14 protein-coding genes are annotated in these 19924 nt (G+C 73.4%); 8 read left to right on the forward strand and 6 right to left on the reverse strand.

The genetic code is table 11. The annotated features are described in order from the left end of the window. The first annotated feature begins 13 nt into the window (after nucleotides 1–13). Genes H1226_RS11775 through H1226_RS11785 form a run of 3 tightly spaced genes read left to right on the forward strand, consistent with a single transcriptional unit; the run spans nucleotide 14 to nucleotide 4881 of the window. Nucleotides 14–1435: an MFS transporter gene (locus tag H1226_RS11775; protein WP_258349033.1), complete on the forward strand. Its 1422-nt coding sequence runs from the start codon at nucleotides 14–16 to the stop codon at nucleotides 1433–1435. A 48-nt stretch (nucleotides 1436–1483) separates the two neighbouring features. Further along, entirely contained in the window at nucleotides 1484–3307 is a 1824-nt protein-coding gene (locus tag H1226_RS11780; protein WP_258349034.1) for a flavin-containing monooxygenase, read from the forward strand. Then, nucleotides 3304–4881 (forward strand): NHL repeat-containing protein, encoded by a 1578-nt coding sequence (locus H1226_RS11785; protein ID WP_258349035.1) that lies wholly within the window; start codon nucleotides 3304–3306, stop codon nucleotides 4879–4881. Before H1226_RS11780 ends, H1226_RS11785 begins: the two co-directional genes overlap by 4 nt. Before the next feature lie 44 nt (nucleotides 4882–4925). On the opposite strand, the gene H1226_RS11790 is transcribed toward H1226_RS11785, so the two are convergent. Next, entirely contained in the window at nucleotides 4926–6167 is a 1242-nt protein-coding gene (locus tag H1226_RS11790; protein WP_258349036.1) for an FAD-binding protein, read from the reverse strand. After that, nucleotides 6164–7357 carry a xylose isomerase gene (gene xylA / locus H1226_RS11795; protein ID WP_258349037.1) on the reverse strand — a complete coding sequence of 398 codons (1194 nt, stop codon included), beginning with the start codon at nucleotides 7355–7357 and terminating at the stop codon, nucleotides 6164–6166. The genes H1226_RS11790 and xylA overlap by 4 nt, the downstream gene beginning before the upstream one ends. 52 nt (nucleotides 7358–7409) lie before the next feature. Between xylA and H1226_RS11800 the strand changes: the two genes are divergently transcribed. Further along, entirely contained in the window at nucleotides 7410–8618 is a 1209-nt protein-coding gene (locus H1226_RS11800; protein WP_258349038.1) for an ROK family transcriptional regulator, read from the forward strand. A gap of 119 nt (nucleotides 8619–8737) precedes the next feature. On the opposite strand, the gene H1226_RS11805 is transcribed toward H1226_RS11800, so the two are convergent. Beyond that, entirely contained in the window at nucleotides 8738–9928 is a 1191-nt protein-coding gene (locus H1226_RS11805; protein ID WP_258349039.1) for an FAD-dependent monooxygenase, read from the reverse strand. Then, nucleotides 9925–10521, reverse strand: a complete 597-nt coding sequence (locus H1226_RS11810; RefSeq protein ID WP_258349040.1) for a hypothetical protein — start codon at nucleotides 10519–10521, stop codon at nucleotides 9925–9927. The genes H1226_RS11805 and H1226_RS11810 overlap by 4 nt, the downstream gene beginning before the upstream one ends. 1067 nt (nucleotides 10522–11588) lie before the next feature. On the opposite strand from H1226_RS11810, the gene H1226_RS11815 reads away from it, so the two are divergent. Continuing rightward, nucleotides 11589–13073 carry an MDR family MFS transporter gene (locus H1226_RS11815; protein ID WP_258349041.1) on the forward strand — a complete coding sequence of 495 codons (1485 nt, stop codon included), beginning with the start codon at nucleotides 11589–11591 and terminating at the stop codon, nucleotides 13071–13073. Between the two features lie 194 nt (nucleotides 13074–13267). On the opposite strand, the gene H1226_RS11820 is transcribed toward H1226_RS11815, so the two are convergent. Further along, nucleotides 13268–13432 carry a hypothetical protein gene (locus H1226_RS11820; protein WP_258349042.1) on the reverse strand — a complete coding sequence of 55 codons (165 nt, stop codon included), beginning with the start codon at nucleotides 13430–13432 and terminating at the stop codon, nucleotides 13268–13270. Nucleotides 13433–13648: 216 nt separating this feature from the next. Between H1226_RS11820 and H1226_RS11825 the strand changes: the two genes are divergently transcribed. The 3 genes from H1226_RS11825 (at nucleotide 13649) to H1226_RS11835 (ending at nucleotide 16301) form a co-directional block, all read left to right on the forward strand. Further along, nucleotides 13649–14497 carry a helix-turn-helix domain-containing protein gene (locus H1226_RS11825; RefSeq protein WP_258349043.1) on the forward strand — a complete coding sequence of 283 codons (849 nt, stop codon included), beginning with the start codon at nucleotides 13649–13651 and terminating at the stop codon, nucleotides 14495–14497. After that, nucleotides 14497–14673, forward strand: coding sequence for a DUF397 domain-containing protein (locus tag H1226_RS11830; RefSeq protein ID WP_258349044.1), 177 nt, complete (start codon nucleotides 14497–14499; stop codon nucleotides 14671–14673). The genes H1226_RS11825 and H1226_RS11830 overlap by 1 nt, the downstream gene beginning before the upstream one ends. 173 nt (nucleotides 14674–14846) lie before the next feature. Then, nucleotides 14847–16301: a glycosyltransferase family 39 protein gene (locus H1226_RS11835; RefSeq protein WP_258349045.1), complete on the forward strand. Its 1455-nt coding sequence runs from the start codon at nucleotides 14847–14849 to the stop codon at nucleotides 16299–16301. A gap of 469 nt (nucleotides 16302–16770) precedes the next feature. On the opposite strand, the gene H1226_RS11840 is transcribed toward H1226_RS11835, so the two are convergent. Beyond that, nucleotides 16771–19923: an arabinosyltransferase domain-containing protein gene (locus tag H1226_RS11840; RefSeq protein WP_258349046.1), complete on the reverse strand. Its 3153-nt coding sequence runs from the start codon at nucleotides 19921–19923 to the stop codon at nucleotides 16771–16773. Nucleotide 19924 lies beyond the last annotated feature (1 nt).

Below are 19924 nucleotides of genomic sequence, written 5' to 3' on the forward strand. Positions count from 1 at the left end.
AGAACGGAGCACCATGACCCACGCCCTCAGCGCGCCGCGGCGCCCGGACGACGCGCCGCCCGCGCGGACGAACGTGGTCGTCCCGGTGCTGGCCTTCGGCGGCATCTCGGTGTCGCTGATGCAGACCCTGGTCGTGCCGCTGGTGCCGAGCCTGCCCAGGCTGCTGGGGGCGTCGGCCGCCGACACCGCGTGGGCGATCACCGCGACCCTGCTGGCCGCCGCCGTCGCCACGCCCACCGTCGGGCGGCTCGGGGACATGTTCGGCAAGCGGCGGATGCTGCTGATCAGCCTCGGGATCATGGTGTGCGGCTCGGTGCTGTGCGCGCTGGCGAACGGGCTGGCGCTGATGGTCGCTGGCCGCTTGCTGCAGGGCCTCGCCGCCGGGGTCATCCCGCTCGGGATCAGCATCATGCGCGATGAACTGCCCGCGGAACGGCTCGGCGGGGCGACCGCGCTGATGAGCGCCTCGCTCGGCGTCGGCGGTGCGCTGGGGCTGCCCGCCGCCGCGTTCGTCGCGGAGGAGGCCGACTGGCACGCGCTGTTCTGGGCCGCCGGTGCCCTCGGCCTGCTCGCCGCCGTGCTCGTCGCGACCCTCGTGCCGGAATCCCGGGTCCGCGGCGGCGGCCGCTTCGACCTGCCGGGCGCGATCGGGCTGTCCATCGCGCTGCTGTGCCTGCTGCTGGCGCTGTCGAAGGGCGCCGACTGGGGCTGGGGCAGCGGGACGACGCTCGGGCTCGTCGCGGGCGGGCTGCTCGTGCTGCTGGTCTGGGGCTGGTGGGAACTGCGCACCGGGCACCCGCTGGTGGACCTGCGCACCACCGCGCGCCGCCAGGTGCTGCTGACCAACCTCGCCTCGGTGGTGTTCGGGTTCGCGATGTTCGCGACCTCGCTGGTGATCCCGCAGCTGCTGCGGCTGCCCGCCGCCACCGGGTACGGCCTCGGGCAGTCCATCCTCGCCGCCGGGCTGGTGATGGCCCCGAACGGGCTGGTGATGATGGCGATGTCGCCGGTGTCGGCGCGGATCTCCCGGGAACGCGGGCCGAAGGTGACGCTGATGGCGGGGGCGCTCGTCGTGGCCGCCGGCTACGGCCTCGGGCTCGTCATGATGTCCGAGATCTGGCACCTGATGGTCGTCTCCTGCGTGATCGCCGCCGGCATCGGGCTCGCCTACGGCGCGATGCCCGCGCTGGTCATGGGCGCGGTCCCGGTGTCGGAGACCGCCGCGGCCAACAGCCTCAACACGCTGATGCGCTCCATCGGCACCTCCGTGTCCAGCGCCGCGGCCGGGGTGATCCTGGCGAACATGACCATCCAGGTCGGCGGCGCCGCGCTGCCCGCCCTGGCCGGGTTCCAGGTGGTGCTGGGCATCGGCGCCGCCGCCTCGCTGGGCGCGTTCGCGATCGCCGCGTTCCTGCCCGGGCGCGCCGCCGAGTAGTCCCGCCGGAAACCCCGAACGTCCCGAAACCCACCTGGAGGAAGCGGAATGTCCACCACCGAGGAGTCCCGGCGCGCCGTGCTGGACCCCGCCGTGCTCGGCTTCGACCCCGAGCAGCTGCGGGCGCGCTACCGGGCCGAGCGGGACCGGCGGCTGCGCCCCGACGGGTCCGCGCAGTACCGGGCCACGACCGGCGAGTTCGGCTACTACGCCGACGACCCGTACGTCGAACCGGGATTCACCCGGGAAGCACTGCACGAGCACTCCGAGGTCCTCGTGATCGGCGGCGGGTTCGGCGGGCTCACCGCGGCGGCCCGGCTCGTGGAACGCGGGTTCACCGACATCCGCGTCGTGGAGAAGGGCGGCGACTTCGGCGGCACCTGGTACTGGAACCGGTACCCCGGCGTGCACTGCGACATCGAGTCCTACATCTACCTGCCGCTGCTGGAAGAACTCGGTTCGCTGCCGCGGTGGAAGTACTCGCCGGGCGAGGAGATCCGCGAGCACGCCCGCGCCATCGGCCGCCACTTCGGGCTCTACGACCGCGCCTGCTTCCAGACCGAGGTCGTCGACAGCGAGTGGGACGAGGAGGCCGAGCGCTGGACGGTGCGCACCGACCGCGGGGACGTGCTCACCGCCCGCTACGTGATCGTCTCCAGCGGCCCGTTCAGCAGGCCGAAGCTGCCCGGCCTGCCGGGGATCGAGGACTTCCGCGGGCACACCTTCCACACCAGCCGCTGGGACTACGACTACACCGGCGGGGACGCGAGCGGCGGGCTGCACCGGCTCGCCGACAAGCGGGTCGCGGTCATCGGCACCGGCGCCACCGCCATCCAGTGCGTTCCGCACCTCGGGCAGGACTCGGCGCACCTGTACGTGTTCCAACGCACTCCGTCCTCAGTGGACGAACGCGGGAACCGGCCCACCGACCCGGGATGGGCGGAGACGCTGCGCCCCGGCTGGCAGCGCGAGCGGCGGGAGAACTTCCTGACCCTCGTCTCCGGCGGGCACGCCGAGCAGGACCTCGTCGGCGACCGCTGGACCGACAGCGCCGAGACCTTCCGCTCCATCATGCCCAGCGCGCACAACGAGATCCTCGACGCCGACGACGCGCTGCGCGCCGAACTCGCCGACTTCGCCAAGATGAACTCGGTGCGCGCCAGGGTGGACGAGATCGTCGAGGACCCGGCCACCGCGGAGGCGCTGAAACCCTGGTACCACCGGCTGTGCAAGCGGCCCACGTTCAGCGACACCTACCTGCCGACGTTCAACCGCCCCAACGTGACCCTGGTCGACACCGGGGGAGCGGGCGTGGAACGGCTCACCGAACGCGGAGTGGTCGTGGCCGGCGTCGAGTACGAAGTGGACTGCATCGTGTTCGCCACCGGTTTCGACCTCGGCGCGGGCGCGATGACGACGGCGCGGACGGTGCGCGGGCGCGGCGGGCGCACCCTCGCCGAGCACTGGAGCGGCGGACTGCGTACGCTGCACGGGTTCACCAGCCACGGCTTCCCGAACCACTTCCGGCTCGGCGCCTCGCAGAACGCGAGCTCGGTGAACTTCGCCCACGTCCTCGACGAGCAGGCCGAGCACGTCGCCGAGTTGATCGCCGCCGCCCGCGACCGCGGAGCCCGCCGCGTCGAACCGACCGCCGAGGCCGAGGCCGCGTGGGTCGCCACGATCCGGCAGAAGGAGCGCTACGACCGGGAATTCCTCGCCGAGTGCACCCCGAGCTACTACAACAACGAGGGCGATCCCCGGGCACGCAGCGAGAGCTACGGTGGCGGCGCCATCGAGTTCTACCGGTTGCTGCGCGACTGGCGAGCCGCCGATGGCGTGGACGAGGTGCTGGTGGAAGGGGAACGCGCGTGACGCGCAGCAGGTCCGGTGCGGCGGTGGCGGTGTTCGACGCCGGGCGCTGGACCGCGCGCCGCGAGAACGAGCCGAACCCGCTGTGGGGGTCCAACGGGGTCGCCTTCGGCCCGGACGGGCGGCTGCACGTCGCCCAGTACCTGGCGGGGCAGATCAGCGCGGTCGACGTCGACTCCGGCGAGGTGGAGGCGGTGCTGCCGGTCGGCGGGCCGGTGCGCTCGCCGGACGACCTGGCCTTCGCCGCGGACGGTTCGATGTACATCACCGACCTGAACCCGGGGCTGGTGTGGCGGTGCGCGCCGGACGGCGAGCTCGCCGTGGTGGCGCGCGGACTGCGCTGCCCGAACGGGATCACCTGCGTCGGGAACCGGGTGTTCGTCAACGAGATGCACCGGGACGGGCGGGTGCTGGAGCTGTTCCCGGACGGGCGCGAACCGGTGGTGCTCACCGGCGGGCTCGCGATGGGCAACGCGATGCAGCTCGGGCCGGACGGGTCGCTGTACTACCCGCACATGATGACCGGCGAGGTGTGGCGGATCTCCCCGGAGGGCGGCGCGGCGGAGCTGGTCGCCGAGCAGGTGCACGAACCGGTCGCGGTGCGCTTCGACCGCGCAGGCGAGCTGGTGGTGCTCTCCCGCGGGGTGGCGGGGATCGTCACCCGCTTCGACGCGGAGGGCTCCCGCACGATCACCCGCACCGGCATCGCCGGGATGGACAACGCCGCGTTCGACGCGGAGAACCGGATGCTGGTCTCCAGCTTCGCCAGCGGCGGGGTGACCAGGATCGAGGCGGACGGGCCGGTGCGCCCGGTGGTGGCCCGCGGGTTCAACGGCCCGTTCGGCGTGGCCGCCGACTCCGACGGGCGCTGGTACGCCGCCGACCACTTCCGGCTCGGCACCGCCGCGGACGAGCTCGGGGCAGAGGCGGGCGGGCCGCTGCTGTCCGAGCTGGGCGGCTTCGTGCACGGCATCGCCGCCGACTCCGGGGTGCTGCACGTGACCTCGCAGTTCGGCGACGTCCGCACCGTGGACGGCGGCCGGGTGCGGGTGCGCGCGTCCGGGTTGGACGGGCCCGGCGGGATCGCGGTCGCGGCGGACGGCGCGCTGGTGGTCGCCGAGACCGGTGCGGGCCGGGTGCTGCGCATCGACGCGGCGGACGAGGTGACCGTGCTGGCCGACGGACTGGACGGGCCGGTGGACGTGGCGCTCGACGAGGACGGGCGCTGCTTCGCCACCGAGCAGCGCGGTGGGCGGGTGCTGCGGATCGGCGACGGCGCGGTGGACGCCCTGGCCGACGGGCTGGCCGAACCGCAGGGCCTCGCGCGGCTGGGCGACGAGCTGTTCGTCGTCGAGGCCGGTGCCCGCAGGCTGCTCTCGCTGGACCCGGACAGCGGCGCCCGGCGCGTCGAGGTCGCGGAGCTGCCGGTCGACGGGTTCCGGGACCCGGAACCCGTGGTGACGCCGGGGATCCCCGGCCAGCCGCGCGCGTTCGCCGGGATCGCCGCCACCCCGGACGGCGCGCTGCTGCTCTCGGCCGGAGGCGAGGGCACCGTCCTGCGCCTCACCCGCGGTTAGCGGGGGCGGTGGCTCCCCGTCCGACGGGCGGGGAGCCACCGGCGTCAGAAGACGCGTTCGTCGAGGAACTCGTTGCGGAAGCGGTGCTGCGGGTCCCAGCGCTCGGCCAGCGCGCGGAAGTCGGCGAGCCGCGGGTAGCGCTCGGCGAGCACGTCGGCGCCCATCGCCCACACCTTGCCCCAGTGCGGCCGGGCGCCGAACGGGACGAGCGCGGCTTCGAGAGCGGGCAGTGCGGCCGCCACCCCGGCCTGGTCGCGGCGCCAGGTGAAGTGGATCGCCAGCGAATCCCGCCGCCACGCCGGGCTGAGCCACAGCTCGTCGGCGGCGACCGAGCGCAGCTCGGCGACCAGCAGCACCGGTGCGAACGCGGGCGCGGCCCGCTGCAGCGCCTCGACGGCGGCGGCCGCGTGCCGCGCGTCCACCAGGTACTCGCTCTGGATCTCCGCGCCGCTGCTGGGGGTCCGTCCCGCCTGGAAGTGCGGGAGCCGTTCGTGCGACGGGCCGGGTGCGGCCTGGACGGTGACGTTCTCGGTCGGCCCGCCCGCCATCGGGTGCCGCGGCCCGTCCACGCGCCGCGAGCCGAGACGGGCGAACAGCTCGGTGTCGTGCCCGCCGCGGTCCTTCACCACCACCTGCCGGACGCCGGAGCCGTCGAAGTCGGTGAACAGGCTGACGCTGTAGCCGGAGCCGAGCAGCGCGGCCAGTTCGGCAGCGGCCACCGGCCACCGCAGACCCGCGTAGACGTGCTGGGTGACCTCGAACGCCGGCTCCACCGCCAGCTCGATCCGGGTGATCACGCCGAGCGCGCCGAGCCCCACGACGGCCCCGGCGAAGTCGGCGTCGCCCTCGCGCAGCACCCGGACCTCGCCGTCGGCGGTGAGGAACTCCAGCGCCCGCACCGCGGAACCGAGCCCGCGGGTGCGGCTGCCGGAGCCGTGCGTGCCGGTGGAGATCGCGCCCGCCACCGACAGGTCCAGCAGCGACGCCAGGTTCGCCAGGGCGAGCCCGTGCTCGTGCAGCACCCGGGTGAGCTCCGCGTAGTGCACCGGGCCGGAGATCGCGACGCTCCCGGCGGGGTCCACCTCGATCTCGGCGGGCAGCGCCGCCAGCGACACCTGCACGTCGGCGCTGTCGGCGATGCCGGTGAAGGTGTGCCCGGTGCCGAGCACCCGGACGCGGTCGGCGCCGGTGACGACCTCGGCGAGCTCGTCGAGGCTCCGCGGCCGGGCGAAGCGGGGCGCCCGGTAGGTGACGTTGCCGGACCAGTTGGTGCGGGGCGTACTCATCCCCGCGCGCCCATCAGGTGTTCGGTGGCCAGCTGCTGCAGCCGCACGAAGCCGTAGCCGCGGCCGTCGTAGTGGGCGGCGCCGTCGAAGTCCTCGAACGCGGTGCGGTCGGCCAGCAGTGCGGCGGCTCCTTCGCCGTCGGCGAGCGTCGGCACGGCCAGCTCAGGCACCTTCGAGGCGGCCAGCGCCTCCTGCACCTCGGGGTCGGCGCGGAACGCCGCCGCGCGCTCCGCGAGCAGCAGGTAGTTGGCCATGTTGGCGCGCACCGAGTCCCACACGCCCGCGTCGTCCTCGGTGCGGGCGGGTTTGAAGTCGAAGTGCCGCGGCCCGTCGTAGGCGGGTGTCCCGCCGGGACCGCCGTGCTCCAGCAGGTCCACCAGCGCGAACGCGTTGTGCAGGTCGCCGTGCCCGAACACGAGGTCCTGGTCGTACTTGATGCCGCGCTGCCCGTTGAGGTCGAGGTGGAACAGCTTGCCGTGGTAGAGCGCCTGCGCGACCCCGGCGGCGTAGTTGAGCCCGGCCATCTGCTCGTGGCCGACCTCCGGGTTGACGCCGAACAGCTCGGGGCGCTCCAGCGAGTCGATGAACGCGAGGGCGTGCCCGAGGGTGGGCAGCAGGATGTCGCCGCGCGGCTCGTTCGGCTTCGGTTCGAGGGCGAAGCGCAGGTCGTAGCCGCGTTCGGTGACGTAGTCGGCGAGCAGGTCGGCGGCTTCCCGGTAGCGGGCGAGCGCCTGCTGCACGTCCTTGGCGGCGTCGTGCTCGGCGCCCTCCCGGCCGCCCCACATCACGAAGGTGCGGGCACCGAGCTCGGCCGCCAGGTCGAGGTTGCGCAGCACCTTGCGCAGCGCGAAGCGGCGCACCGCGCGGTCGTTGGAGGTGAACCCGCCGTCCTTGAACACGGGGTGCGAGAACAGGTTGGTGGTGACCATCGGGACGGTGATCCCGGTGTCGGCGAGGGCCTGCTTCAGCCGGTCGATCTCGGTGCGCCGGGCCGCGTCGGTGGCGTCGAACGGGAACAGGTCGTCGTCGTGGAAGGTGAGGCCGGCGGCGCCGAGCTCGGCGAGCTTCTCCACCGCGTACCGGGTGTCCATCGCGGACCTGGTCGGGCCGCCGAACGGGTCGATGCCCCGGTAGCCGATGGTCCACAGCCCGAAGGAGAACCGGTCGGCGGGGGTGGGGGTGCGGCTCATCGGAAGTCCCTCCCACGAATTTGTTCTTGTGCAGAACATACTAGGCTTCCGAGTGATCAGCGGGCAAGATCCGGCGGACGGGGAGCGGATGCGCGGCAGCAACTCGGACCGCGTGCGGCGCGACAACCTCGCCGCCGTGCTCGACCTGGTGCACCGCACCGGGCCGCTGTCCCGGGCCGGCATCACCCGGGCCACCGGGTTGAGCCGTTCCACGGTCGCCGCACTGATCGCCGAGCTCACCGGCATGGGCCTGGTCGCCGAATCCGGTCCGCAGGGCACCGCCCGCGTCGGCAGGCCCTCCCCGGTGGTGCACCCCGACCCGGACTGCGTGGCGATCGCGGTCAACCCGGAACTGGACGCGATCACCCTCGGCGTCGTCGGCCTCGGCGGGGAGGTCCGCTCCCGCCGCCGGATCGAGATCGCGCGGCCCGGCACGGCGCGGACCGTCGAGGTCGTGGCCGCCGAACTCGGCTCCGCCGAACTGGACGGGAAGCGCATCGCCGGCATCGGCGTCGCCGTGCCCGGCCTCGTCCGCGACGGCGACGGCGTGGTGCGGTGGGCGCCGCACCTGGGCTGGCGCGAAGAACCGATCGCCGCCGAGCTCACCCGCGCCACCGGGCACCCCGCGTTCGCCGGGAACGACGCGACCCTCGGCGCGCTCGCCGAGCACCTGTTCGGCGCCGGAGTCGGCGTCCCCGACCTCGTCTACCTCAACGGCGGGGCCAGCGGTATCGGCGGCGGCATCATCGCCGGGGGGAGCCCGCTCGGCGGGACCGGCGGCTACGCGGGCGAATTCGGGCGCAACCGGCCCGCGATCCGCGACCCGGCCGACCGCGCGGTGCCGGACGGGACGCTGGAGGACGAGGTGAACCGGGCGCGGCTGCTGGAGCTGCTCGGGCTCGGCTCCGCCGACCAGCTCGCGCTGTCCGGGGCGCTGGCCGACTCGGCCGATCCGCGGGTGCGCGCCGAACTGGCGCGGCAGGCGCGGGTGCTCGGCGGGGCGGTCGGTGCCGCGGTCAACGTGCTCAACCCGCGGCTGGTGGTGCTCGGCGGGTTCCTCGCCGACGTGCTCGGTGCCGACCCGGCGCGGTTCGCCGACCTGGTGGCCGAGCAGTGCTCCGCGCCCGCGTTCGAGGAGGTGCGGATCGTGCCCGCCGCGCTGGGCGCCGACCTGCTGATGATCGGCGCGGGCCAGCTCGCGCTGCACCACCTGCTCACCGACCCGGCCGCCATCCGCACGCCCGCCGCGGAGGCGGAGTGAACGGCCCGTTCGTCCAATGGAGCTGGACGAACGGTCCGTTCACTCCCGACCAGGGCGCCGGGTGAACGGCCCGTTCGTCCAACGGGACTGGACGAACGGTCCGTTCACCCGCGGCGGATTCAGGCCGGGGGGTGCGGCGCGGGGACGAGCTCACCGGAGCCGACGTACTCGCGGGCGAACCGCTCCGCCTCGGGGTTGTTCCCGGCGAGCCACCGGACCCGGTTGCGGCGGGAGTCCAGCTCGGCCGCGGTGTCGGCGGCGTCCGGGGGCAGGTGCAGCAGCTGCAGCAGTTCCTCGGAGAACGCGAGCGTGTGCTCGGCCTGCACCCGCCGCCGCTCGCCGTACCCGTCCAGCGCGGCCGGATCGTCGTCGCGGTAGCGCCGCACGAGGGAGCCTGCGAGGTCGGCGGCGTCGGCGATGGCGAGGTTCATGCCCTTGGCGCCGGAGGGGGTCAGCACGTGCGCGGCGTCCCCGGCCAGGAACGCCCGCCCCCGCTGCAGCACACCCGCGATGCCGCTGCGCATCCGCAGGACGTCGGCCTCCCGGATGCGGACGATGCCCGGGCGGCCGGAGTCGGTGCCCAGCCGCCGGTCCAGCTCGTCGCGCATCCGCGCGGTGCTCCAGCGGGCGATGTCCTCGTCCGCGGGGACCTGCAGGTACAGCCGCCCGAGCGCGCCCGCGCGCGGCATCATGCCCGCGAAGCCGTCCGGGTGGATCGCGTACCGGATGCCTTCGACGGGCGCGGTGAGGTGGGCGAGCATCGTCAGCCAGTCGTAGGGGTACCGCCGCTGCACGTTGCCGCCGGTGCCGTCGGGGAAGGAGCGGGCGACGACGCTGCGCGCGCCGTCGCAGCCGACCACGTAGTCGCTCTCGACCTCGAATCCGGCGCCGCGCAGCCGCGGTCGGCGTCCGGTGAGGTCCACCTCCAGCACCGGCCGCTGGAAGCGCGGGGTGCGGTCGAGCGCGGCGAGCAGGTCCTGGACCAGCAGCTGCTGCGGGTAGATCCAGTGCCGGTCGCCGCCGGAGAGCGCCGCGTAGTCCAGCCGGAACGGTTCGCCGTGGACGACGACGTCGCACCAGCCGTGCCGGGTGGCGCGGGCGAGCAGCCCGTCGGCGAGGCCCCAGCGGCGCAGGTGGTCGACGACGCGGTGTTCGACGAGCCCGGCGCGCGGCGAGTTCTCGACGTGCTCCCGGGAGTGCTGCTCGAACACCTGCGCGTCGATCCCGGACCGCTGCAGGACGTTCGCGAGCACCAGGCCCGCGGGCCCGGCTCCGACGATCGCGACCTGGGTGTGCTGCACGTCGGTCATCGCGCCGCTCCCGGGGGCGTGCGGTCGGCGGGGACGAATTCGGGGTTGAACAGTTCGCTGATGGCCACGGCCGGGATGTCGTGGTGCCAGATCAGGTAGGTCTTGAAGGCCGCGGGCGGTCGTCCCGGATCGGGGTGCCAAGCGCGGCGGCCGACGTGCAGCACGGTGCGCCGGAACCCGGTTCCCGCGGCGTGCAGTGCGAGGCCGAGCGGGGCGGTGCCGTCGGTGAGGCACCGTTCGGCGCCGGGGACGTCGGTGCGCGCCACGACCTGGTTGCTGGCGAGCACCCGGCCGTCGACGGCGGCCGTCGTGGAGCGCCGGACGATGAGTTCGTCCTGCGCGGTGACCTGCAGCAGCTCGGCGGCGCCGGTCGGGGCCGCGTCGGCGGGGACCCGGTCGTGCCGGGCGTCGCGGACGTGGGTGCGCAGTCCGGTGGCCGATTCCAGCAGCGTGGTGGTGAGGCCGTCGCTGCTGAGCAGCATCCGCGTGATCGGGGACGCGAACAGCGCGGCGTCAGTTGGATTCGCCGCGGTTCGGGTGAGGGCGAAGGGGTTCTCGTGCAGGACGAGCGGCCCGTTGTCGAGAAATGTCATGGTGCCTTGAGGGGATCGTCCCTGGATGCGATGCCGCGCGGATGCGGAATCGGGTCTCGGGTGGCCCGCTTCCGTTCCTGTTCCAGAGGAGTGAATGTGATCGTCCGGGACTCTAGCATGATCAACTTTGGGATTTCACCGGCCTTGATCATGGCGGTGACCAGTGCTGATGCTATTCGTCGTGATTCACGATAGTCGAAATGGCGCATTTGCCCCCGTGTTCCGCCGAGTGTCGCAATGGTGGTCCGGAAGGTGTTGCTGCGCTTTCAGCGTAGTCGCTTGAGCCTCTTGGTGGAGCGGTTTTCCGGCGGCCTCCGAAAATTCATCGGATGTGATCTCCTTTCCCGCTCAAGGAAGATTTTGCGCGTCATCGGAGGTGTCGCTGATTCCGCCGGGAGTCGCTTTCCGGCCCGGCGGCGGACCGTTCGCTCGGGGGGGCGCGCCTTCCGATGCGTCAGCCTCCGCTGTGCTGTTCAGCGCATGTTGACGAGTGCGGCGAGGGAAGCGGCGCTCGCCCGGGCGGGAAGGCGCGGAGCGGCGGTCCCTGCTCCAGCGGCGGATCCGGCGGCTGGTCGCCGCGACGATCACCCACCACGTGGTCGAAGCGGTCGTCGTGGTCACCGCCGGGTCCCAGGCGTCCTCGGTGGCGCCGAGCGGCCGTGTTCGCGGCGGGCTGAGCGATCGGCGGAATGGATCGGACGAACGGTCCGTTCACTCCGTGGAGGACGCGTCGGGTGCGGTGAGCCGCCCCGTGGGGTGGGTCCGGTACGACCGAAGTGGACGGAGCGTGCGCGCGCCGGTGCAGCGGAGGTCACCGCAGAATTCACCGGCATCACCCGAACGGGGCCTCTAGACTGGCGTGGCTGGGCGCGGGCGGTGGATCCGCGGCGCGCATGCCGTGCGGGGAACCGCACGACTGGGGAAGTGCCGAGGCCACCGGTTCGCGGGGGCGGCTCGGCGGCATCGCGACACCTTCGACTCCGCCCCGCGGGCGAACCGCTGCGGGGGCGGCAGCCGGTTCCGCCGCGCCGGTGGACCGACCGAGTTCTGCGAGAGGTATTGGAACCATGACCGACTCCACGGGGACCGTGGACGCGGGGACCGAGCGCGAAGCGGCACCGCCGCGGGCGAACGTGCTGTTGAGCGTGCTCGTCGTCTCCGCGTTCGTGATGATCCTCAACGAGACGATCCTGAGCGTCGCGCTGCGCGACCTCACCGTCGACCTCGACGTCTCCACCACGACGGTGCAGTGGCTGACCAGCGGGTTCCTGCTGACGATGGCGGTGGTCATCCCGATCACCGGCTTCCTGCTGGAGCGGTTCACGCCACGGCAGATCTTCCTGGCCTCGCTGACGATGTTCAGCATCGGCACCCTGCTCAGCGCGGTGGCGCCCGGTTTCGCGGTGCTGCTGGTGGGCCGCGTGGTGCAGGCCTGCGGTACCGCGGTGATGATGCCGCTGCTGATGACCTCGGTGATGCGGCTGGTGCCCGTCGCCAAGCGCGGCGCCACGATGGGCACGATCACCATCGTGATCGCGGTGGCCCCGGCGGTGGGGCCGACGATCGGTGGTGCGGTGCTGGCTTCGCTGAGCTGGCGCTGGATGTTCCTGCTGGTGCTCCCGCTGTCGCTGATCGCCCTGGTGATCGGCGCGGTCTGGATGCGGTTGGACGACGAGACGCGGCGGGTGCCGCTGGACGTGCTCTCGGTGGTGCTGTCGGCGGCCGGTTTCGGCGGCCTGCTCTACGGGTTGTCCTCCATCGGCGAGTCCGGCGGCGGGGGCGGCTCGGTGTCGCTGTGGCTGCCGCTGCTCGTGGGCGTGCTGGCGCTGACCGCGTTCGTGCTGCGACAGCTGCGGTTGCAGCGCGAGGACCGGGCGCTGCTGGACCTGCGCCCGTTCGGCCTGCGCTCCTTCGTGGTGGCGCTGGTGCTGACGGCGCTGCTGTTCATGTGCCTGCTGGGTGCGGGCGCGATCATGCTGCCGCTGTACCTGCAGACCGTGCTGGGGGCGAGCACCTTCACCAGCGGACTGGCGGTGCTGCCCGGCGGGCTCGTGCTCGGGCTGCTCGGGCGCCCGGTGGGCCGGTTGTTCGACCGGTTCGGCGCGCGGCGGCTGGTGATCCCGGGTGCGGGCGCGATGGCGGTGGCGCTGTGGCTGTTCGCCTCGCTGGACGCGCAGTCCTCGATGGTGTCGGTGATCGCGATCCACGTGCTGATGATGGCCGGTCTGGGCCTGATGATGACGCCGCTGATGACCGAGTCGCTGAGCGCGCTGCCGGACCACCTGCACTCGCACGGCAGCGCGATCCTCGCGACGTTGCAGCAGGTGGCGGGCGCGTTCGGCACCGCGGTGTTCGTGACCGTCGCGTCCGTGGGCAGCGCGGTGCCCTCCGGTCCGCCGGACGCCTCCGGGTTGCGGACGGCGTTCGTGGTGGCCGGGGTGATCGGCGTGCTCGCCTTCGGCACCTCGCTGTTCGTGCGGTCGAGCGGGCGGTCCGGCGACGACTCCGGTTCGGCGCGGACCGACGCGGATGCGGTGCGCGCCGGCCACTGACCCGCGGTTTCGACTCGGCGCGACCACCGGAGTGGTCGCGCCGAGTCGTGTTCCCGCCTCCCCCGCGGCAGGGCGCGCCGGCTGTTCGGGGGCCGCGGCGCGCCCTGCCCGCCTCCCGCGCGCGGGATCGCGGCGGCGGGAGGCGTCCCGGACCGGTGCGCGGGGGAGGGCGTGGGGCGCACCGGCCGGGAGGTTCACGGGCGAGGGGCGGTCTCCTCGTCGAGCAGGTGCGCGGGTGCGCGCGCCGGATCGTCGGCGCACTCGACCAGTTCCGGTCCGGTCGCCCAGATCTCCAGCCCGCCGGCGTAGACGACCTCGCGCACCGTTCTGCCCGCCACCGCGCCGGATGCCCGCGCCAATGCGTCCGCTTTTCCTTCGAACACCCGATCGGGCGTTTTCCGCTGCGACAAAGCCGTTCCTCCGAATAGACGCGGGTGCGGTGCGACAGAATCGGATTCACGCCATTCCGGCGTCCCCGCGATCCCGTCCCGCACAACGGTGGCCGGTTGCGCACCGGGACCACCAGAGCGCCGATCGCGTGATCGAGGAGAACAGCGACGACAGGTAGGTGTTGCATGGTCGCCACCGCAGGTACGCCCCGGGCCAGAGCCCTTTCCGCCGCGTTGCGCGATGCGCGGGAAACGCGCGGAGTGGGCCTCCGGGTGTTAGCGCGCCAGCTCGAGATCTCGCACACCCAGATCTCGCACTGGGAGACGGGGCACCGGGTCCCCGGCGTCGAAGTGGTCGCGATGATCCTCGCGGCGCTTCGGGTACCGCCGGGGGAGCGGGAACGCATCCTCGACCTCGCGCGCAACCTCGGCGAGCCGAGCTGGCTCACCGTCGGGATCTCCGGCATCCCGCAGCAGCTGGCGGGCGCGATCGAGTGCGAACGGGCGGCTTCGGCGATCGTGGAGTGGTCGCCGATGGGAGTTCCCGGCCTGCTGCAGACCAGCGATTACAGTCGCGCCATCCTCGAGGAGGCGGATCTTCCGGAGCACGATCTGGACGTGCGGGCGATGATCCGCGCGAGCCGCAGTGAGGTGCTGTCCCGACCCGAACCGCTGGAGTTCGAGGCGTTGGTCAGCGAGGCGGCGTTGCACGAGCCGATCGGCTCACCGCGCATCATGCGTTCGCAGATCACCCATTTGCTCCACATGAGCGAGAAGCCGAACGTCGTCATCCGAATCGTGCCGCTGCGTGCGGGTTGGCATCCGGGCTGGTCCGGCCCGTTCGTCATCTACGACTTCCCGTCGGCGCCCTCGGTCGTGCATTTCGAGCACTACAGTTCCGGAGCCTTCATCCCGGTTGAGCACGACCTGCGCGAATATCGCAAGGCGGTCGTCAAGATTCGAGAAGTTACCCTCAGTCCCGCTGACTCGCTAGACTATCTCGTGCAGGCTGGCGAGAAGTGGGAGGTCGGTTGATGGCGGCGATGCGGTGGCAGAAGTCCAGCTACACCAATCCGAACGGGAACTGCGTCGAACTGTCGAATCCGCGTGGTTTGATCCGGGATTCGAAGGATCCGCGTGGTCCGGTGCTGCGGGTGGACGTGGCGGGTTTCCTCGCTTCGGTCAAGCGCGGCCGCTTCGACCCGAGCTGACGAGTCCGCCGGTTCCGCTGAGCCGTGGTGCGACCGCCTGGGCCGTGCCGGGCCCGCGCGCATGCCGGGGTGCTGGTGCACGACTCCGGTTCGAGGGTGCCGCCGCGGCACGGTGTTCACTGATCCCCTGATCGTGCGAGTGAGCCGGATAGCGAGCGGGGGAGTGGGCACCGATGGAACTGCACCGCCCGGCGTGGCGGCCGATCGTGCTCATCGCCGGGGTCGTCGCCTTAGCGCACCTGGGCGTGGCAGCCGTGCCGCGCCGCTGGTTCGACGAGGACCTGGTGGTCGCGATCGGCCGCCACCACCTGGACTGGGGCGCGGTGGACCAGCCGCCGCTGACCCCGCTGCTGGCGCGGCTCGCCGACGCGATCGCCCCGGGCAACCCGGTGGTGCTCGCGGTTCCGGCGGTGCTGGCCACCGCGGCCGCGGTGGTGCTGACCGCGCTGATGGCCCGGGAGCTCGGCGGGGACGCGCGGGCCCAGGTACTCGGCGCGCTCGGTTCGGCGACCTGCGTGGCCGCTGCCCAGTTCGGGCACTGGCTGACGCCGTACTCGCTGGAACCCGCGCTGTGGGCGGTGCTGTTCCTGCTGCTGTTGCGGTGGATCCGCACCCGGGACGACCGGCTGCTGCTCCTGCTCGGCGTCGCCGCCGGGATCACCGCGCAGACCCGGTTCCAGGTGCTGGCGCTGGGCGTCGCGGTGCTCATCGCGGTCGCCGTGGCCGGGCCGCGCGACCTGCTGCGCCGACCCGCGACCTGGGCGGGCGTCGCGCTCGCGCTGCTGATCACGGCGCCGACGCTGGCCTGGCAGGCCGCCCACGGCTGGCCGCAGGCCGCGATGGGCGCGGTGGTGGCGGCCGAGAACCAGCTGATCTACGGCGGGCGGGCGCTGGTGGTGCTGCACGGGCTCGCGGTGATCGGGCCGCTGGCGCTCGGGCTCGCGGGCTGCGGGCTGGTGGCGATGGTGCGGGACCGGCGGTGGCGGGAGCACCGGTTCCTCGCGGTGGTGTTCGCAGTCCTGTTCACCGCGTTCGCGCTCGCCGCGGGACGGCACTACTACCCGTTGCCGCTCTACAGCGCTTTCGTCGCGATCGGCGCGGTCGCGCTGCAGCACCGCCGGGAGTCGGGGCGGCGGCGGGCCGCGTGGCCGGTCGTGCTGCTCAGCGGGGTGCTCGCCACCGGAGCGCTCGGGTTCACCTCGGTCATGGCCGCACCGAGGTTCGCGGACGCGCTGGTCGCGGCGTCCGCCCGCGCCTACCGGGACGTCCCGGCCGCCGAGCGGGACCGCACCGCGCTCGGCGCCGGCCCCTACGTGTACGCGACCTACTTGGACACCGCCGCGCCCGAGCTCAGCCTGCCGCCCGCGGTGAGCACGAATCGCGCCTACGGCTGGTTCGCGCCGCCGCCGGAACACCAGGACCGGATGCTGTTCGTCGGAGAGCCCGGCCGGTTGCGCGACCGGTTCGCCGCGGCGCGGCGGGTGGCGGTGGTGGACGCGCCGACCCCGCTGGGCACCTACGGCGGGCTCGTTCCGGAGCGCGCCGAGCTCTGGCTCCTCACCGGCCGCACCGCCCCGTGGGCGGAGATCTGGCCGGAGCTCCGGAACCTCACCCTCGACCCGCCCTGACCGCCTGCCTCGCGCCTTCTGCTGCGGAGCGCTCGGGTGCCGGACCCGCCGAGAACCCGTCGGTGGTCGCGCTGGATGGGGGCCGGCTGCTCAGCGGCCCCGCCGCCGGCAGGACACCGGCGAAGAACCATCGGGCCGGTTCGGGGACGGGCAGTGATCCCGGCCGCCCGCACGCGCTCGCGCTGGTGCCGACCAGCCGCGACCTCGCGGGCCGCGCGGATGCCCGAACCACCGCTCGACGCGGTGCCGTCCCGCACGGTTCCCGCCGCCCGGATTCCCGCGGACCGGCAAGCGGACGAGCATCGGGACGACCAGATGCAGGGACAGTCCTAAATAGACTCAAGGAAATCGGCTGGGCCACGCCGCCGTGCCCGCCCCGGTCCGCGCCGCCCGATGGCGATGCGGACCGGGTTCGGAATCGCACCCGACCCTGAGAACCAGCCCGGGATCGGTGCCGACCGGCTGCCGGCTAGCGCGGCCCCGGCGCCACGTCCGAGCGGGTGTTGGAGTCCGGCACGTCCCCGGGCAGCACGACCGGGTTCGGCGTCGGGCCGGGGCTCCACAGGCCCCAGTGGTCTTCCTCGTGGGTGTGCGCGGCCGCCGACGCGGGCAGCGCGTCCGGCTCGTACGGGTGCACCGCGTACAGCGAACCCCAGTCGTTGCCCAGGTCGTTGCGCAGGTACGTCGGCAGCTCCGTCATGCTCGTCGCCACGTTGAGGTACCCGAACGGCCCGCCCGCGTCCGGCGCCGACCAGCCCTGCCCGGTGCCGCGCACGTCCCCGCCACCGGAGACCCGGAACCGAGGCAGCTCGGCGATGCCGTGGTGGATCGAGGTCATGTTCAGGCACGGGTGCACCATCGCCGCCGGCCACTCCACGAACGCCGGAGCGTCGCCCACCACGTCCGTCATCCGGGTCAGCCGCGGCGCGCGGGGAGCGCTGACCGCCAGCCAGCCCTCCTCGCCGAGCGCGCGGTCCTCGGCGACGACCCGCACCCGGGTCGCCTCCGCCGGGGCCGCGACGCGGTGGTCCCGCCAGCGCTGCTCGTCGTCCTGCCCGATCGGATCGCGGCGCAGGATCTCGAAGCCCTCCGGGGTGTCGCGGCCGAACTCCACCGACAGCGAGTTCGCGCCCGAGGTGCGCCCGGCGGAGCTCACCACGATCGGCACCTCGCCGCTGGTGGCGCGCTCCGGCAGGTCGTACCAGCCGGTGCGCAGCTTCCCGGTGCTGGTCGGGGAACCGTAGCTGCCCCACACCGGCGCCTGGTCGCTGCCGAAGCGGTACGGCGGCGTCCACAGCGGCTGCCCGGTGTCGATGTTCCGGGTGTCCGGCAGCCCGCCCCGGACGAATCCGGCGTCGCTGCCGCGCAGGTACTCGTCCGGGGTCTCGTCCTCGTCGGTCTTCCCGTCCGGGACCGCGCGCCCGGGCTGCGGCGCCGGGGCGAGGACGCCGGACGCCGGATCGGTCTCGGCGTACACCGAGTCGGACAGCCCGCAGCTCGCCCCGGCCAGCTGGCGCACGTTGTCGGTGGCGAGGTTGTAGGTGTCCCAGCGCTCCGGGATCACCTTCGCCAGCGAGGCCAGCTCGGCGAGCATCAGCAGCGCGCACACGATCGACAGCGGCGCCGTGCCCAGCCGCAGCGCCCGCGACCGGTCCTCGGTCGGTGCCGGGGGGTTCCGGTCGTCGAGCTTGAGGTGCTCGCGCAGCGCCACGCCCAGCGCGACCGCCGCGATGATCAGGAACCCGGTGCTGAACTCGTAGCCCTTGATCGACGGCGGCTTGTCGAACCACGGCACGCCCCAGCCGGAGGCGTACCACCAGGCGTTGGTGCCGGTGAACGTGAACGCCAGCACCACCATGAGCCCGCCGAAGAACACCGCGCGGTTGCGCTTCGACCGCAGCACCGTGCTGCTGGTCGCCAGCGCGGTCAGCGCGGCCACGGCACCGCCGACGGCGGCGAGGATGCCGAAGTGGTGGGTGTGCTTGGTCGGCGTGAGCGCCAGCGCGACGAAGTACAGCCCGGCGACGGTGAGCAGACGCCTGGCCGGCCCGAGCGCGGCACCGCGGATCCGGCCGCGCCGCAGCAGCACCACCGCGCACATCGCCAGGCACAGGATCAGCAGCAGCACCGGGAACCGGCGGGTCAGCGAACCGTCCGGGGACATGCCGAACAGCAGCTCGTAGCGGCTGAGCTCCTGGTACCAGGCCTGCGACGGCCCGATCTCGGAGCGCACCGCCGTGGCGTCGGCGACCGTCTGCAACGACTGGTCCCCGAACGAGGCGACCAGCACCACCAGGCCGGCGGCCGCGACCGGGCTCAGCACCGCCACCCAGCCGAACCGCTCCGCGCGGTCCCGCACCAGGTGCAGCAGCGGTTTCGCGGCGGCCAGGAACGGCAGCACCGCGACCATGCCGTGCGGGTTCACCGCCACCGAGAACGCGGCGACGATCAGCCCGAGCGCGGCGGGCGCCAACCGGCGGGTCGCCACCGCGTACTCCACCGCGCACAGCGCCAGCAGCGCGAGCACCACCACGACCGGTTCCGGGCGCAGCCCGTTGTCGTAGGGCAGCCAGCAGGCGAGGAACACCGCGGCCGCGGCCCACCCGGCGGCGCGGCTGCGGCGGACCCGCTGGCCGAGCCGGGGCAGCACGAACCGGCTGATCAGCACCCAGCTCAGCAGGCCCATCAGCAGCGCGGGCACCCGCAGCCACGGCGTCGCCGTGGACACCGACACCCACAGGGACTGCAGCTCGACGAACCAGCCCATCGGCGCGACCGGGCCGGAGAACCACCGGTAGAAGTCGTTGACGTAGCCGAGGTCACCGCTGACCCGGGCCATCGTGAGGAAGTACCCGTCGTCGGAGGTCATCGCTCCGATCAGCCACCACGCCAGCAGCGCGGCGGCCACCGCCGCGTCCCGCCCGGTGGGCTTCCACCGCCCGCGGCCCAGCCGCACGGGCCGCCGCCCGGCGAGCGCGTCGATCCGGTGCAGCGCCCCGAGCGCCCCGGCGCAGCCGAGCACCGCGAGCACCATCGCCGCGATCTTCAACGGGGTGGGGTGGCTGTCGTAGCGGTCGTCCACCTGCGCGGAGAACGACAGCCCCCGCACGTCGTCGACCGCACCGTCCACATCGGAGTAGATCCCGGTCAGCTGCGGCCGGGCGTCGCCGCCGACGCGGGCGAAGGTCTCGTCGCCCACCGAGGCGGTGGTGGCCCGGCCGTCGGAGTGCACCCGCACGGTGCAGTCCCCGGCGGGCAGCGCCGCGGTGCCGAGCTGCTGGCCCTGCGAGATCAGCCGCAGCTGCCCGTCGTGCACGTCCAGCCGCAGGCCGGTGAGGTCGCCGTACTCGGCCTTCGGCGGGTTGGTGCTCAGCAGCACCGCCGGGTCCGGGCTGCGCTCGTCGAGGCCGCGCGCGGTCGCGCACGGGATCTCCAGGTCCAGCCGGATCGGCTGGTACGCGGACAGCGGTGCGGACACCGCCTGGGTCCCCTGCGGGGTCGGCCAGCGCAGCTCGGTGATCTCGAACCGCACGGGCAGGAACGGCACGAGCACCGCCGCGACCGCACCGATCAGGCCGCAGACCACCGCGATCCACCGCAGTGGTCGTTCCCGTGTGGACACC

The organism is Saccharopolyspora gregorii (assembly GCF_024734405.1).
Classification (GTDB): domain Bacteria; phylum Actinomycetota; class Actinomycetes; order Mycobacteriales; family Pseudonocardiaceae; genus Saccharopolyspora_C; species Saccharopolyspora_C gregorii.